This is a genomic window from Cryobacterium flavum (assembly GCF_900103805.1).
Classification (GTDB): Bacteria; Actinomycetota; Actinomycetes; order Actinomycetales; family Microbacteriaceae; genus Cryobacterium; species Cryobacterium flavum.
The window spans coordinates 298,958-312,961 of record NZ_FNIB01000002.1; the positions used below are offsets into that span (position 1 = coordinate 298,958).

Genomic DNA, 14,004 nt, shown 5'->3' on the forward strand with positions numbered 1-14,004 from the left:
TCTCCCGCGCGGTGCAGCCGAGCGCCACCGAGGAAAGCCTCGCCTGCAGTCACGCAGAACGCACGAAGGCCCCGACCGATTACGGTCGAGGCCTTCCGAGACGCTGGTGATGGCTACGCCAGGCGGGTCTGCAGGTTCTCGGCGAGCGAGGCGAGGAACTCTTCGGTGGTCTGGTAGCCCTGGTCGGGCCCGACCAGGAGTGCGAGGTCCTTGGTCATCTTGCCGCTTTCGACGGTCTTGATGACGACGTCTTCGAGGGTCAACGCGAACTCGGCCAGGGCCTTGTTATTGTCGAGCTTGGCGCGGTGCGACAGACCCCGGGTCCAGGCGTAGATCGACGCGATCGGGTTGGTCGAGGTGGGCTTGCCGAGCTGGTGCTGACGGTAGTGACGGGTCACGGTACCGTGGGCGGCTTCAGCTTCGACGATCTTGCCGTCGGGAGTGGAGAGCACGCTGGTCATGAGGCCGAGCGAGCCGAAGCCCTGCGCGACGGTGTCGGACTGAACGTCGCCGTCGTAGTTCTTGCAGGCCCAGAGGTAGCCGCCCTCCCACTTCATGGCCGAGGCGACCATGTCGTCGATGAGGCGGTGCTCGTAGGTGAGGCCGGCCGCTTCGTAGCCGGCCTTGAACTCGGCGTCGAAGATGTCCTGGAAGATGTCCTTGAAGCGACCGTCGTAGGCCTTGAGGATGGTGTTCTTGGTCGAGAGAAAGACCGGCACGTTGCGCTCGAGGCCGTACGCCAGGGTGGCGCGGGCGAAGTCGGTGATCGACGAGTCGAGGTTGTACATGCCCATGGCGATGCCGTCGCCCGGGGCCTCGAACACCTCGAACGTGGACGGCTCGCTGCCGTCCTGCGGGGTGAAGGTCATGCTGAGCGTGCCCTTGCCCTTGAACCGAAAGTTGGTGGCCTTGTACTGGTCGCCGTAGGCGTGACGGCTGATGATGATCGGCTTGTTCCAGCCCGGCACGAGGCGCGGGATGTTGGAGATGACGATCGGCTCGCGGAAGATGGTGCCGCCGAGGATGTTGCGAATGGTGCCGTTCGGCGAGAGCCACATCTTCTTGAGACCGAACTCTTCCACCCGCGCTTCGTCGGGCGTGATAGTCGCGCACTTCACGCCGACGCCGTGCTTCTGAATGGCGTGGGCGGCGTCGATCGTGATCTGGTCGTTGGTTTCATCGCGCTTCTGGATGGAGAGGTCGTAGTACTCGAGGTCGATATCGAGGTACGGGTGAATGAGCGTTTCTTTGATGGCATGCCAGATGATGCGGGTCATCTCATCGCCATCGAGCTCGACTACTGTTCCCTCAACCTTGATCTTCGACAAAAATATCTCCTCTTTATTCAGTGTGGCCGTCACGACCACCGTCAAGCTTACTAGAGGACGGTAACTATCTTGACATCGAGATAAATTTGCGAGGTGAATTGCGGGGGCCAAACGCCCTCTCGACTACCGGCGACCCCGGGCGCACGTTAGCCTGAACACATGGGTGAGCTGAAGCTGGAAGAATTATCTGCACGAAACATCGTCGCGGCCAACAATCTGAGCCTCAAGCCTGGCCAGGAACAATTCATTGCACCGGTCTCGTATTCAGTCGCCGCCTCGGTGATCAACCCGGCCACCTCGTGGCAGCGCGTGGTACTTCTCGACGGCGTCGTCGCTGGTTTCATCCACGGCAACTTCGACCCGAACTCCGAGCACGAAGAATTTCGCGCCTGCATCTGGCGCATCAACGTCAACGCGGAGACGCAGGGTCAGGGTGTCGGCAAGTTCGCCGCTGAAGCCCTCGCCGCTGAAGCCCGTGATCGCGGCTTCGACCACGTCAACGTCATCTGGGAGCCCGGTGCCGACGGCCCGGAGGCCTTTTTCCACCGCCTGGGCTTCGTCGATGTCGGCGAGACCCAGTACGGCGAAGTCATCGGCTCACTGAAGCTCTGAGCCGCGTCGAGCCTCAGATGAGCACGCCTGAGCCCGACGACTTCGTGTCCCGGGTGCTCGGCGTGGTCGATTCCATCCCGCCCGGCCGTGTGATGACCTACGGCGGCGTGGCCGCGCAGCTCGGTTCCCGCGCGGCCCGCGCGGTCGGGCAAGTCATGGCTCGTTACGGCTCTGATGCGGCCTGGTGGCGGGTGATTCGCGCCGGCGGGCATCCCCCGATCGGGCATGAGACCCAGGCGCTACCGCACTACCGCGCCGAAAACACGCCGGTTCTCATCACGAAAACGGATGCCGCGTATCGAGTCGACTACGCCGCCGCCCGCTGGTCACCGCCCGCCTAACTTGCCCGCGTAATCTGCTCGCGTAATCTGCTCGCGTAATCTGCTTGCGGCCGGGATTACTCCGGCGGCCGCGCCGTACTGGCGCGCACGATGAGCTCGAACGGCATGTTGATATTGAGCCCGGTACGCGGCTCCGGGTGCGGTCGGAGTTCTTCCATGAGCACCTCAACGGCTTTCTCGCCCTGCTGCCTGGGAAACTGCGCGACCGTGCTGAGCCCGAAGAAGGCTGCCTGTTCGTGGTCGTCTACCCCGATCACCGACACGTCGCGGGGCACAACGAGTCCGAGGTCGCGGGCGGCGAGCATACTGCCGATGGCCATTTCGTCGGAGGCGGCGAAAATGGCGGTCGGGCGTTCGTGCGGCCGCCCAAGCAGTTGCTTGGCAGCCTGGTAGCCGCCGGCCGTGGTGAAGTCGGCCGGGCGGTAGTCCTCCCGGCGCGCTTCGATCCCGGCCGCCGCGAGCGCCGCTTCGTAGCCGAAGCGCCGGTTCGTCGGCAGGTTGAAGTCCAGGTCGAAGGCCTTGTCCCCGCCAATATGGGCGATTCGGGTGTGGCCGAGAGCGATCAGGTGTTCGGTCGCCAGGCGTGCCACGGCGAGGTCGTCGACGGTGAGCGTCGGCACGCCCGCGAGTGGGCCGCCGACCCCGACGAGCGGTTTGTCGAGGGCATGCAGCCGGGCCACCTCGTGCTCGGTCAATTCCAGCGAAACCGCGATGACGGCATCCACTCGCTGGCGCAGCAGGAAGTGTTCGAAGACGCTGCGGCGGGCCTCGAGCCCGCCCGTGAGGTTGTAGAGGGTGAGGTCGTAACCGTGGCGTTGCAGGGCCTGCTGGGCGCCCTCGACGACACTCGCGAAGAACCACCGGTTCAAAAACGGTACGACCACACCGATGTTCTTCATGCGACCGGAGGCGAGGCTCGACGCTGTCGACGATACGACGTAACCGAGCTGGGCAGCGGATGCCTCCACCCGCAGGCGCGTGGCCGGCGACACGTTGTGGGCACCGCTGAGAGCGCGTGACACCGTCGCCGTCGAGACCCCGGCGTGACGGGCGACGTCCGCGATTCCAACCATGATGCCCCTCGTCGTGCCGCCCTCGTTGGCGGCGTAGTCGATATGCTACACATTTTCCGATCACTGCAAGCGTTTGCAGGATGATCCGCACAGAATTCGCGTTCTCCACGATTCGTTGCAGTTCTGTGACCAGAATGGCGCGTATTCGGGCTAACCTCGATCAAGGCCGGGATGCAATCGCTTGCAAACCGGGTCGGAATCAGCCCGCCTGCATCGCCGCAGGCACTATTTTGCGAAAGGCTCCACACCAATGACGGTGAACACCAAGAACCTGCTCCGCCTCGGCGCCCTCCTGGGCGTTGCAACCCTCGCCCTCGCCGGATGCTCGCCCGCGTCATCCGACGACACCGCCGGCGACGCCGCTTCCGCGAGCACACTGACGGTCTGGATCGACGCCGAACGCGTCGACGCCCTGAAACCGGCCGCGGCCGCGTACACCGAGAAGACCGGAGTGGAGGTCGACCTCGTCTCCAAAGACAATGCCACCCTCAAGGATGACTTCATTCAACAGGTCCCCACCGGCAAGGGCCCGGACATCACCATGGGTGCCCACGACTGGCTCGGTGAACTCGTCACCAACGGTGTCGTCAGCCCGATCGAACTCGGCGACAAGGCAGACGATTTCCTCCCCGTCGCCATCACGGCATCCACGTACGACGGCCAGGTCTACGAGCTGCCCTACGCCGTCGAAAACCTCGCCCTGCTGCGCAACGCCGACCTCGTGCCCGAGGCCGCCACCTCCTACGACGACATGATCGCCAAGGGCACCGCCACCGGCGTGACTTACCCGTTCCTGGTCGAGCAGGGTGTCGACGGCAACCCGTACCACCTCTACCCGTTCCAGACGTCGTTCGGAGCTCCGGTCTTCGGCACCGACTCAACCGGCGGCTATGACGCCGCCCAGCTCGAAATTGGCAACGCCGGCGGTGAGGCCTTCGCTGCATGGCTCTCCGCCCAGGGCAAGACCGGTACCGGCGTGTTCAACACCGAGATCACCGGTGACATCGCCAAGACCGCCTTCACGTCCGGCGACGCCGCCTTCTGGCTGACCGGCCCGTGGAACGTCGGCGCAGCTCTCGACGCAGGAATCAACCTCGCGGTCGACCCGATCGCCGCTCCGTCGACCGGCGCCGCAGCCCCCTTCGCCGGAGTGAAGGGCTTCTTCATCAGCGAGCAGAGCGAGAACAAGGTCGCCGCCAACGACTTCCTGGTGAACTACATGGCCACCGAAGACGTGCAGACCGCCCTGTTCGAGTCGGGCGAGGTCCTTCCCGCGCTGAAGGCATCCGCCGAGGCAGCGTCGAGTGATCCCATCGTGGCCGGCTTCGCCGCGGTCGGCGCTGAGGCCGTGCCGATGCCCGCCATCCCGGCCATGGGCCAGGTCTGGCAGTTCTGGGGCATCGCCCAGGCCGCCATCATCAACGGCGAAGACCCCACCGCGACGTGGCAGAAGCTGGCCGCCGACGTGCAGGGCGCCATCGGCTGACCGGCACCATCCGCAGAGCAGCAACCGCACCACCGCGGGGTGTGGTCGCCCGTCGACCACACCCCGCACGAGAGTTGAACCCGACGAAAGCTGAACCATGCGCACCGATGACACCGACGTCAGCACGACCAAACCGTCGAAGCGGCAGCATCGCGCGGCTATGGTCGCGGAAGCAGCCTCCGGCGGCCTGAAAGCCATCCTGGTCAAGATGGCGCTGCTCGGCGTCGTGGACGCCGTCGCGCTCTATGGCCTGTTCATCCTGTTCCTGCAGCAGCAGTGGCTCATCTTCGCGCTCGTCGCCCTGGTCACGCTCGTGGTCAACTGGATCTACTTCACGCCCGGCAAGCTCCCGGCCAAATACCTCACCCCCGGCGTCATCTTCCTGGTCGTGTTCCAAATCTTCGTCGTGGGCTACACCGCCTACATCGGGTTCACCAACTACAGCACCGGCCACAACAGCGACAAGGCGCAGGCCATCTCGGCGCTCATGAGCAGCGCCCAGGAACGCGTGCCCGACTCCCCCAGCTACGCGGTCACGGTGCTCGACCAGTTCGGCACACTGAGTTTTCTGGTGACCGACCCTGGCGGCGAGGTGAGCCTCGGCTCGGCCGACAGCCCGTTGGCGCCCGTGAACGATGCCACCATCACCGGTGGTGAGGCCGTCGGGCTCGACGGCTACACCACCCTCAGCTTCCAGGACATCCTGTCGCGCACGGCTGAAATCACCGCCCTCACGGTGCCGTTCTCCGACGACCCGAACGACGGCGCCCTGCGCACCAACGACGGCAGCAGCGCCTACCTCTACCTCTCCTCGCTCGTCTACGACGAGCAGGCCGACACCATGACGGATGCCCAGACCGGCACGGTCTTCTCCGACACCGGTGACGGTGCCTTCGTCTCGGCGACCGGTGAGGAGATGCTGCCGGGCTGGCGCATCAACGTGGGATTCGACAACTTCGCCCGCGCCTTCACGGAAAAAGGCATTCGCACACCGCTGATCAGCGTAACCCTGTGGACCATCACCTTCGCCGCCCTCTCGATGGCGACGACATTCTTCCTCGGGCTCTTTCTCGCCATCGTTTTCAACGACATGCGCATGAAGGGTCGCAAGTTCTACCGGGTCGCCATGATCCTGCCCTACGCCTTTCCGGCATTCCTGTCCGCACTAGTCTGGGCCGGCATGCTCAGCGAGAGTTTCGGCTTCGTCAACCAAGTGTTGCTCGGCGGGGCGCAGATCCCCTGGCTCACCAACGAATGGCTGGCCAAGATCAGCATTCTCGTGGTGAACCTGTGGCTCGGGTTTCCGTACATGTTCCTGGTCTGCACCGGAGCCCTGCAGTCGATCCCGGCCGAACTCGAAGAAGCCGCCACGGTCGACGGCGCCAGGCCCTGGGCGGTGTTCCGGCTGATCAAGCTGCCGCTGCTGCTGGTGTCGGTCGCGCCGCTGCTCATCGCATCGTTCGCGTTCAACTTCAACAATTTCAATCTCATCTACATGCTCACCGGTGGCGGGCCGCGCGATGCCGCGGCCGACGTGAATGTCGGGGCCACCGACATCCTGATTTCGATGGTCTACAAGGTCGCCTTCACGGGGCAGGCCCGGGACTACGGGCTCGCTAGCGCGTTCTCGATCATCATCTTCATCCTGGTGGCGGTCATCTCGGTCATCGCCTTCCGCAAGACCAAGGCACTCGAGGAGTTGAACCGATGACATCCGTCGACGAGGGCACGCGGGTGATCCCGCAGAAACGACCGTTCACGTTCAAGCGGTGGTTCGGCCGCACGGGGTGGCGGCACGCGATCGGCATCGTCATGGTCGTCTTCTCCGGCTTTCCGCTGCTGTACGTACTCTCGGCTTCCCTCAACCCACAGGGAACCCTCACCGGGTCGAACGAGCTGTTCTCGCAGGTGGGTTTCGAAGCCTACGCGCGCATTCTCAACTCCCCCGATGCCCCGTTCGCCCAGTGGTTCGGCAACACCATCGTCATCGCCGGCACCACCTCGATTCTCACCGTCTTCCTCGGCGCCCTTGCGGCATATTCCTTTTCGCGCATGCGCTTCACCGGTCGTCGGGTTGGACTGCTGACCCTCGTGCTCGTGCAGATGTTCCCCCAGCTGCTCGCCGTCGTCGCGATCTTCCTCGTGATGAGCACGATCGGTGACCTGTTCCCGGCGATCGGCCTGAACACCCAGGTCGGGCTGATCATGGTCTACCTCGGCGGCGCCCTCGGCGTGAACACCTACCTCATGTACGGCTTCTTCAACACGATCCCGTCGTCAATCGACGAGGCGGCCAAGATCGACGGGGCGAGCCACGCCCGCATCTTCTTCACGATCATTCTGCGGCTGGTCGCCCCGATCCTCGCGGTCGTCGGGCTGCTGTCTTTTATCGCGACGACCAATGATTTCGTAGTCGCCAGCGTGCTGCTGATCGACCCGGAGAAGCAGACCCTCGCCGTGGGCCTGTACAAGCTCGTGTCCAACCCGAACTATGCAGACTGGAGCGCGTTCTCGGCCGGCGCTGTGCTCGCCGCCCTGCCGGTGATGGCGCTGTTCCTCTACCTGCAGAAGTACATCGTGGGCGGGCTGACAGCTGGCTCCGACAAGTAGGTTTTTCAGCCCTCCGACCGGGTGACCGGGGTCGGCTCGACCGGACCCTGGTCTAGCCGGAACGGCGGGTACTCGTCGCGGCGGGGTGATCGGGCCGGTCGCATCCACTCGACCAAATGCGGGCGGCTGCGGCACCGTGCCCGCGCCCCCGGGCTCACGCGGCTTCGGTGTGAGCTGTCGACCGAGGCCGATGGCGCCGGCCACAACGAGGAGCACACCGATCAGAAAGAGGATGCCGCCCCCGACCAGGAGTCCCACAGCGATCGGTCCGAGCAGATCGGTGTGCACACCAGCGGAGAGGTTGACCGCGACCCCGGGGCTGCCGTCAGCGTTCATCACGACGACGGACCAGTCGCCGGCGGCGGGCTTCCAGATGATTTCCTGGGTGCCGGTGCCCGTGGCCGATTCGGTCCAGAAGCTCTGGTCCGTGGGAGCGGCCGCTGATTGGGTGCCGGGAACGTCGAGGTAGTCGACCCGGAACGGAGACGTCCGTACCTCGCGCAGCTCGCTGTGGTTCACGTCGGCGAGGTAGGTATCAACGTCGGCGCGCGGCGCGATGCCGATGAAGACGTCCTGGTCGGTCGCCACATTGCTCGCCTGCAGGCGCACCGTGGCAATGTCGAACCCGACGCCGGTCGGTACTCCGAGGTCCTTGCCAACGTCCAGGTTCGGCGAGGTGATCGCCGAGGAATCAACAGTGAAGGTCTCGGCCTGCGTGGTGAAGTAGCCGTCATCCCCCTGCGCGGCGGTGACGACGGCGAGCGCCGTACCCCCGAGAGCATGCCGGCGCCGACCAGACCCAGCACGGTGCCCAGAATGAGCATGATGATCGGTCCGGGCCTGGCCCCTGAACGCGCCCGCGGTCGGGAGGTCGGCGGGGTTGCCGCTGGTGGGGTCTGCGGGGAGGGCGTGAAACTGCTCATCGTCTGGCAGCCTTTCTCGTGCGGTGCATGCCGATGGACCAAAGTTGCGCTGCTAGCCTCCCGCACCTCTGGCGATCGCACTAGTGACGAAAGACCCGTTTCGTCGAGCGGATGCCTCGGCCGATCGCCTGGCCCGACCGTCTGCGCAGGCCGCTGGCGCGGATGCCTGGGCCGTGCGGCCAAGCCGGCGCCACCTCCTGTGCAGGCAAGCGGCGCGGTGCTACCGTGCTGGCATGCAGAGCGATCCGGTCGTCACCAACCCCCAGTTCTACCGGGTGATTTTCGAGAACGAGCGGGTGCGGGTGCTCGAGTACCTCGACCGGCCCGGCGACGAAACCGTGCCGCATCGGCACCCCGACAGTGTCATGTTCACCCTGACCGCCTTCCAGCGGCGTCTGTCAAGCGGCGGCCGTTCCGTCGACGTCGACCTGCCGGAGGGCGTCGCTCGCTGGCTTCCCGCCCAAGAGCATTCCGGGTCCAACATCGGCGATACGGCCACGCACACCATCTTTGTCGAGCTCAAGGAGCCTGTGCCCGCCACGCTCACCCCGGGCACCCCAGGCACCCCAGGCCGCCCGGAGCCCCTCGGTCCAGACGCCACCGAGCGCCGTGGTCCCCTGCTCGATTAGTGTCGGCGGCCTCGCCCGCTCTACACCAGGGAGTCGCGCCAGGCGGCGTGCATGGTCGCGAAGCGGCCGGTTCCCGAGATGAGGTCGTTCGGGGTGCCGTCCTCCACGATGCGCCCGTGTTCCATCACGAGCACCCGGTCGGCGATCGCAACCGTCGACAGGCGGTGCGCGATGATCACGGCAGTGCGATCGGCCAGCAACGTCTGCAGCGCCTCCTGCACCAGCCGTTCACTCGGAATGTCGAGCGACGACGTCGCCTCATCGAGAATGAGCACCGCCGGGTTAGCAAGGAAAGCGCGCGCAAACGAGATCAGCTGGCGCTGACCGGCCGACACCCTCCCGCCGCGCTTGTTCACGTCGGTGTCATACCCGTTCGGCAGGCTCTCGATGAAGTCGTGAGCACCGACGGCAGCCGCGGCGGCGCGTATCTCCTGCGCCGAGGCATCCGGTTTGCCGATCGCGATGTTCTCGGCGACCGAACCACTGAACAGGTACGCCTCCTGGGTGACCATGACGATCGCCCGGCGCAGATCCTTGGGGTGCAGGTCGCGCAGGTCGACGTCGTCGAGCCGCACCCGACCATCCGTCGGGTCGTAAAACCGGCTCATGAGCTTGGCGAGGGTGGACTTGCCGGCGCCGGTCGACCCGACCAGGGCGATGGTCTGCCCGGCCGGAATGTCGAGGTCGAAGTGCGGCAGAATCTCCCGATCGGCCTGGTAGGCGAACTGCACGTTCTCGAAGCGCACCCGTCCGCGGGCCTCCCAGAGGTCGACCGGGGCGACCGGATCGGGTACGCCCGGACGTTCCTCGAGCACACCCGAGATCTTCTCGAGCGCCGCGGCGGCCGACTGGTAGGAGTTGTAGAACATCGCCATCTCCTCCATCGGGTCGAAAAACCGGCGGGTGTAGAGCAGTATCGCGAGCAGCGCGCCGATGGCGAGGTCGCCGTCGGCCACCCGAAAGCCGCCCACCAGCAGCACGGCGGCGACCGTCACGTTGCCGATCAGCACCAGTCCGGGGTCGAAAACTCCGAACAGCTGGATCACGCGGGCGTTGACCAGCCGGTAGCTCTCGACGAGTTGTCCGAACACCGTCTCGTTGTGCTTCTCGGTGCGAAACGCCTTCACGGCACGAATGCCGGTCATGGTTTCAACGAAGCGCACGATCAGGCTCGCCGACGCGACCCGCGACTGCCGGAACAGGCTCTGCGAGCGCACCTGGAACCAGCGGGTGAGAATGACCAGCGGCAGGAGCGCACACAGCAGCACGAGTCCGCTCGTGCCGTCGAACAGCACCAGGGCGATCGCGGTGAACGACATATAGAGGATGCCCTGCACCAGCTGGTTGATCCCCGAGTCGAGCAGCTCCCGAATGGCGTCGAGGTCACTGGTCTGGCGCGAGATGATGCGGCCCGAGGTGTACGACTCGTGAAATTCGAGGCTCAGCTTCTGCGTGTGCACAAACACGCGCTTGCGCAGGTCGATCAGCACGGCCTGGCTCACTCGGGCGCTCAGAACGGTGTACCAGGCGATGAGCAGCGCGCCGAGCACCCCGGCAACCAGGTAGATCCCGCCGGTCGCGGCCAACGGCATCCAGTCCTGCTTCAGTAGCGCCGGTAATCCGCGATCGATGCCGAACGCGATCAGGGCCGGGCCGGCCACCTGCGCGGCGGTCGAGACGACCACCACGAGCATGGCGAGCACGACCTTGCCGCGCACCGGCAGCAGCAGCGAACCGAGCAGCCGCAGCGAACGGGCCCGAATCTGCTTGCTTTCAGCCTTGGTGAAGTCGTGGCGTTCCTCACCCTGTACTCCGGTGACGCTCACAGTACTTCCTCCGCTCGGATCGATTCTCGGCGTTCTTCGTCTTCCAGACTGGAGATGACGAAGGTGTAGTGCGGGCTGGTGCGCAGCAGTTCGGAGTGCGTACCGACCGCCGTGATGCGGCCGTCTTCGAGCAGCGCCACCCGGTCGGCGAGCATGACCGTCGACGGGCGGTGCGCCACGATGAGCGCCGTCGTGTCGACGAGCACCTCGCGGAGCGCGTTCTCCACGAGCGATTCGGTGTTCACATCGAGCGCCGAGAGGGGGTCATCCAAAATCAAAACGGATGGCCGCGCCGCGACCGCGCGCGCCAGGGCGAGGCGCTGCCGTTGCCCGCCGGACAGACTCATGCCCTCCTCGCCGACGAGGGTGTCGACGCCGAGCGGCAGGTCGTGCACAAAGCCGGCCTGGGCGATCTGCAGGGCCTGCGCGAGCGCGGCATCCGCTTCGGGACTGTTTTCGGCCAAGTCAGCGCGCCCGAGCAGCACGTTGTCGCGAACGGAGGCGGAGAACAGCGTGGCGTCCTCGAAGGCCATCGCCAAGTGGCGGCGCAGCTCCTCACGGCTGAGCGCGCGCACGTCGACACCGTCGAGCGTCACTGAACCGGCCGTCACGTCGTACAGCCGGGTGGTCAGGGCCGTCAGCGTGCTCTTGCCCGAGCCGGTGAGTCCGACCAGCGCCATGGTTTCCCCCGGTTCGAGCACGAGGTCGATGCCGTCGAGCAGGTCGGGAAAACGCTCCGGCGAGTCGGGGTAGCGAAAGTGCACGTTGTCGAACGCGAGCCGGCCGAGCGGCGCGTTCAGGATGACCGGAGCGGCCGGGTCGGTGATGTCGTTCGGGGTGTCGAGAATGTCGAAGAACCGGTCGGTCGCGGTGCGCGCGTCGAAGGTCATCGACAGCAGAAAACCGATCGATTCCACCGGAAACCGCAGCACCGTCGCCGTGGCGAAGAATGCGAGCAGCTCGCCACCGCTCAGGTCGCCCTGACTGGTGAGCCAGACGCCGGCGACGAGGCAGAGCGCGAACGCCACATCGGGAACCAGCAGCAGCCAGAGCCAGATGCCGGCAATGGCGCGGGCTTTCTCGATCTCGGTGCCGCGCAGGCTTTCGGCCTGTGAGGCGAAGTTCTTGAGCGCGAACGAGCCACGACCGAAGGCCTTGAGCACGCGAATGCCGTGCACCGATTCCTCGACCGCGGTGGCGAGGTCGCCGGACTGGTCCTGGCTGCGCCTGGCGATCACCGAGTATTTCTCCTCGAAGACGTAACCGTAGATCCAGATCGGAATCGAGCAGACCACGAAGATCACGCCGAGCAACCAGTGCATCCACAGCAAAATGACGACGCCGACGACGATGGTGAGAAAGTTGACGACGAGCAGCACGAGCCCGAACGACACCCAGCGGCGGATGAGGTTCAAATCGCTCACGGCGCGCGAGAGCAGTTGGCCGCTCGGCCAGCGGTCGTGGAAGCTCACCGGAAGGTCCTGCAGGCGGGCGTAGAGGTGGTTGCGCATGCGCGCCTCGATGTGGGTGCCGGGTGTGAGCACGAACCAGCGGCGCAGGGCGATCATGATCGCCTCGACCACGCCGAGGGCGAGCACGATCCACACGGCCGGCCAGATCTGTGAGGCGCTGTCGCCGGAGCCGACGCTGCTGAGCGGGCCGTCGACCAGCCAGGCCAGCACCTGCGGGATGGCCAGGGCCACGAGACCGGCCAGCAGCGCGGCGACCATGCCGAGATAGATGCGCGGCAGGGCCGGTTTGGCATAGGGGTAGAGCCGTTGCAGGCTGCGAAAGGTGTTGCTGCGCACGGCCGCGTCGTTGGTGGGAGGCGGCGGTGCCGGTGGTGCAGTGGTGGTCATGGTCCAGTCCTGATTGTGGTGCGGGGTGCGCGTGAAGCGGATGTTTGTGGTCACCAGACCGAGTGGTCGCCACCCGAGACGCTCGCGCCGTACGGCGCTGGCGGGTCGGCGATGCCCGGTATCGAGCGGTGGGTGCGCGTGTACAGAACGCGCAGGCAGCGAGCTGCCGGGCTGAACGAGCGAATCGCTCGTCGTTGCGGGGTGAGTCGCGGCTAGCCGACGAGACGCACGGCGGCGGCGGGGGACCCAGCGGAGACGCCAAAGTGTGCGCCGTCGGTCGCAATCGCTGCGAGCGTGATCGGTGCTGTCTTTGTCATGTCTGCCTCCTGGGCGCCTCAAGAATATGTGTCAGATGCCCCCCGGATCAGGCAGCCTTTCAGACTATGGCGAAACGGGGGCAGAACGCAAGGATTTTCTGGGGCGGGGGCATCCGCGGGGCGGAATGGTCACCCGGCATTTCCCAGCCTGAGGTCACGTAGTCTGGGTTCTGCGCCTTTTCTCGGCATGGCCATGCCGCGCGCGCTCGCCCGTTGGAAGGATTCTTCATGCTGCCCACCCTCTTCGGAATCGATTTTCTCGACTCTGAGTGGCTGATCCACTCGTTTGGGTCCTTCGTGCTTCTGGGCGTCGCCGCGGTCGTGTTCATCGAGACCGGTTTCATCGTTTTGTCATTCCTGCCGGGTGATTCCCTGCTGTTCACCGTTGGCTTGCTCACCGCGACCGGCGTTGTTCCGCTGCCGATTTGGGTGACCTGCCTGGTGGTCTTCATGGCCGCCTTCGCCGGTGACCAGCTGGCCTATGTCATCGGCCGAAAAGCCGGCCCCGCGGTGTTCTCGCGGGAAAAGAACCGCTTCTTCAACCCGAAGAACGTGGAGCGCACCAACGCCTTTTTCGCCAAGCACGGCGGCAAGTCCATTATTCTGGCCCGTTTTCTGCCGGTCTTTCGGGCCTTCGTGCCGGTTGCCGCCGGTGTCGGCAAGATGCGCTACGGCAGCTTCGTGACCTACAACGCCATTGGCGCCTTCGCCTGGGGCGTCGGACTCACCCTGGTCGGGTTCTTCCTCGGCCAGATCGCCTTCGTCGAGAAGTATTCCGAGTTCTTCATCATCGGCATCATCCTGCTCTCCGGAATCCCCATTCTCACCGAACTGGGCAAGGCCGCACGCACGACGCTCAAGGAGCGCCGTGCGGCCGCACGCGTCGTTCCGACAATCCCGGCCGACCTCCGCGAGTAGCGCCCCGGGCGCAGACCGCAGACCACGTTGTCGCGCGGCCGAAAGCTGCACCGGTGGCGTCGAGCTGCTGGCGCGACCGACC

11 protein-coding genes are annotated in these 14,004 nt (G+C 65.5%); 7 read left to right on the forward strand and 4 right to left on the reverse strand.

Going from position 1 to position 14,004, the window contains the following annotated elements; genetic code table 11:
• Positions 1-113 precede the first annotated feature (113 nt).
• Positions 114-1,328: an NADP-dependent isocitrate dehydrogenase gene (locus BLS91_RS03640; protein ID WP_092339513.1), complete on the reverse strand. Its 1,215-nt coding sequence runs from the start codon at positions 1,326-1,328 to the stop codon at positions 114-116.
• A gap of 159 nt (positions 1,329-1,487) precedes the next feature.
• On the opposite strand from BLS91_RS03640, the gene BLS91_RS03645 reads away from it, so the two are divergent.
• Both BLS91_RS03645 and BLS91_RS03650 read left to right on the forward strand, forming a co-directional pair.
• The gene (locus tag BLS91_RS03645; protein ID WP_092339295.1) at positions 1,488-1,940 is read left to right on the forward strand and encodes a GNAT family N-acetyltransferase; all 453 of its coding nucleotides are present in this window, start codon (positions 1,488-1,490) and stop codon (positions 1,938-1,940) included.
• Positions 1,941-1,957: 17 nt separating this feature from the next.
• Positions 1,958-2,281 (forward strand): MGMT family protein, encoded by a 324-nt coding sequence (locus BLS91_RS03650; RefSeq protein ID WP_092339297.1) that lies wholly within the window; start codon positions 1,958-1,960, stop codon positions 2,279-2,281.
• A 56-nt stretch (positions 2,282-2,337) separates the two neighbouring features.
• On the opposite strand, the gene BLS91_RS03655 is transcribed toward BLS91_RS03650, so the two are convergent.
• The gene (locus BLS91_RS03655) at positions 2,338-3,354 is read right to left on the reverse strand and encodes a LacI family DNA-binding transcriptional regulator (RefSeq protein ID WP_092339299.1); all 1,017 of its coding nucleotides are present in this window, start codon (positions 3,352-3,354) and stop codon (positions 2,338-2,340) included.
• Positions 3,355-3,604: 250 nt separating this feature from the next.
• Here BLS91_RS03655 and BLS91_RS03660 point away from each other — a divergent pair, with 250 nt between their 5' ends.
• From BLS91_RS03660 to BLS91_RS03680, 4 genes are all read left to right on the forward strand, one after another.
• Positions 3,605-4,840, forward strand: a complete 1,236-nt coding sequence (locus tag BLS91_RS03660) for a sugar ABC transporter substrate-binding protein (RefSeq protein WP_092339301.1) — start codon at positions 3,605-3,607, stop codon at positions 4,838-4,840.
• Positions 4,841-4,937: 97 nt separating this feature from the next.
• Positions 4,938-6,551 carry an ABC transporter permease subunit gene (locus BLS91_RS03665; RefSeq protein ID WP_092339303.1) on the forward strand — a complete coding sequence of 538 codons (1,614 nt, stop codon included), beginning with the start codon at positions 4,938-4,940 and terminating at the stop codon, positions 6,549-6,551.
• Positions 6,548-7,450, forward strand: a complete 903-nt coding sequence (locus tag BLS91_RS03670) for a sugar ABC transporter permease (RefSeq protein ID WP_092339305.1) — start codon at positions 6,548-6,550, stop codon at positions 7,448-7,450. Before BLS91_RS03665 ends, BLS91_RS03670 begins: the two co-directional genes overlap by 4 nt.
• Before the next feature lie 1,156 nt (positions 7,451-8,606).
• Positions 8,607-9,002 carry a cupin domain-containing protein gene (locus BLS91_RS03680; protein ID WP_241983019.1) on the forward strand — a complete coding sequence of 132 codons (396 nt, stop codon included), beginning with the start codon at positions 8,607-8,609 and terminating at the stop codon, positions 9,000-9,002.
• A gap of 20 nt (positions 9,003-9,022) precedes the next feature.
• On the opposite strand, the gene BLS91_RS03685 is transcribed toward BLS91_RS03680, so the two are convergent.
• Both BLS91_RS03685 and BLS91_RS03690 read right to left on the reverse strand, forming a co-directional pair.
• Positions 9,023-10,828, reverse strand: a complete 1,806-nt coding sequence (locus tag BLS91_RS03685; protein WP_092339309.1) for an ABC transporter ATP-binding protein — start codon at positions 10,826-10,828, stop codon at positions 9,023-9,025.
• The gene (locus tag BLS91_RS03690) at positions 10,825-12,687 is read right to left on the reverse strand and encodes an ABC transporter ATP-binding protein (protein ID WP_092339311.1); all 1,863 of its coding nucleotides are present in this window, start codon (positions 12,685-12,687) and stop codon (positions 10,825-10,827) included. The genes BLS91_RS03685 and BLS91_RS03690 overlap by 4 nt, the downstream gene beginning before the upstream one ends.
• Positions 12,688-13,232: 545 nt before the next feature.
• Here BLS91_RS03690 and BLS91_RS03695 point away from each other — a divergent pair.
• Positions 13,233-13,922: a DedA family protein gene (locus BLS91_RS03695; protein ID WP_092339313.1), complete on the forward strand. Its 690-nt coding sequence runs from the start codon at positions 13,233-13,235 to the stop codon at positions 13,920-13,922.
• Positions 13,923-14,004 lie beyond the last annotated feature (82 nt).